At 67.8% G+C, this 1,751-nt stretch carries 2 protein-coding genes; both read left to right on the top strand.

Features of this window, described 5'->3' with window-relative positions; translation table 11 throughout:
- The coding region (locus FJV41_RS48965) for a peptidoglycan-binding domain-containing protein (RefSeq protein ID WP_141649482.1) at positions 1–352 on the top strand (352 nt) is incomplete at its 5' end.
- A gap of 23 nt (positions 353–375) precedes the next feature.
- Positions 376–1,751, top strand: a 1,376-nt coding sequence (locus FJV41_RS48970; RefSeq protein ID WP_281291649.1) for a hypothetical protein, incomplete at its 3' end; no start/stop codon positions are given.

Consider the following 1,751-nt stretch of genomic DNA (forward strand, 5'->3'; position numbering starts at 1 on the left):
GCCCTACCTGCTCACCTTCGAGCAGGAGGTCATCGAAGGCAGTACGGATGACGAGGGCTTCCTCGAGGCGAAGGTCCCCTTCACCGTCAGCCAGGTGGAGCTGGAGTGCGAGGGCCTGTCCTGGGAGCTCGCGCTGGGCACCCTGCGTCCCATGAGGGACACCCCTGACCACGGTGTCCGCGGCGCGGAGTCCCGGCTCATCAACCTGGGCTATGCGCTGGAGCCGACGGGGAAGATGACGCTGGGGCTTCGCAGCGCCATTCGCGCCTTCCAGCACCGCGGCGGCCTGGAAGTCACCGGCCACCTGGACGTGGAGACCCTGCGGCGGCTCGAGGAGCTGCACGGGAGCTGAACCCCTTTGCGTGAGAGGTACCGATGGCAGCCAAGGCCGTGAAGAAGGAGACCGCGAAGGACGCGCCCACGCAGGCCGCTCCGAAGCAGGACAAGCCCAAGAAGGCGGCCGTGGCGACGGCGCCGGAGCGCCGGGCGCATCATGCGACGCTGAGTGAGACGAAGTGCCCGGACTGCGCGGTGGGCCTGCTGAAGCAGTTCGCGAGCGAGAGCCTGCGGAACCAGAAGGAGCTCGACCCGGGCAACCAACGGTTCCACCTGCAGGATGACGAGGAGCTGGAGTTGGCGCGGACGAACCCGCTCACGCTCCAGCTCGTGGGCCTGCGCCGGGAGCGCTCCCTGTCCAACCGGTTCGACGACCTGCTCGTCGTGCTCTACGACCCGGCCCTGTTGAAGGAAGGAGAGAAGACCGTCCTCGAAGCCGAGGGGCTCCGCGCGGAGAACCTGAAGGACGCGCAGGCGTATGTGGATGCCGTGCTCGCGGAGACGGAGTGGCCGGTCCCGAAGCACTGGCCCCATCCCGGCGTGGATGTCTCGTGTCCGCAGTGCAAGCACTGGCGGGTGGCCGTCCTGCCCATCACCACCGAGCCCGGCTATGACAAGGACAAGCCCGCCCTGAAGGACGACAAGGGCAACACGCTCCCCGACTTCGACAACTCCACCCTGCTCCCGAACGACGTGGGGGCCATCGCCCCCGGCATCTACACCGGGTATTACCGGGTGGGTCTCCACAAGGGCGCGAGCAACCCGCCCACCTCCTACGCCGCGCTCCAGTTCGCCGCGCCCTCCATCCCCGCCCGGCGGCGCTTTCCCGTCTCCGACTTCCTGAACGCCGCGCAGGCCGCGCACGACAAGGGGACAGACGAAGGGATTCGAGCAGAGCTCATCCGGAAGGAACCCGAAGTCCAGACGGAGGCGCGGGAGAGAATCGAGGAGGAGCTGGGCAAGAAGCTGCCGAAGAAGACGGGCAAGCAGAAGGCGGCACTGGCGCTGGCGGTGGCGAAGAAGCTCAAGGCATGGACCGTCGAGCACTACGAGGCGCCAGTGGCGGAGCAGCGGAAGAAGCAGGCTTGGGAGACGCTCGACGCGTGGGTCAACGGCTCCGAAGCGTTGAAGGTGAAGCGAACGATTGACGCCAGCGAGAGGCTCATCCGGCTCGAGGACGCCAGCGGCGCGGAGACGCAGAACTTCGAGGCGGAAGACAATCAGGTGTCCCGCCTGGAGGTGGTGGAGGATGACGAGGCGCCCATGAAGGTGGGCCTCCAACTCGTCTTCCAGGCCCCACCTCCTCCTCCCGCCAAGCCCCCTGCGTCAACCGTGGTCTCCACGCCCCCGGTCCTCACCAGCGCTCCGGGACTTCCCGCCGAGCCGGCGCCCCCTCCCGCCACTGTCGCTTATAC

The organism is Myxococcus llanfairpwllgwyngyllgogerychwyrndrobwllllantysiliogogogochensis (assembly GCF_006636215.1).
Lineage (GTDB): Bacteria > Myxococcota > Myxococcia > Myxococcales > Myxococcaceae > Myxococcus > Myxococcus llanfairpwllgwyngyllgogerychwyrndrobwllllantysiliogogogochensis.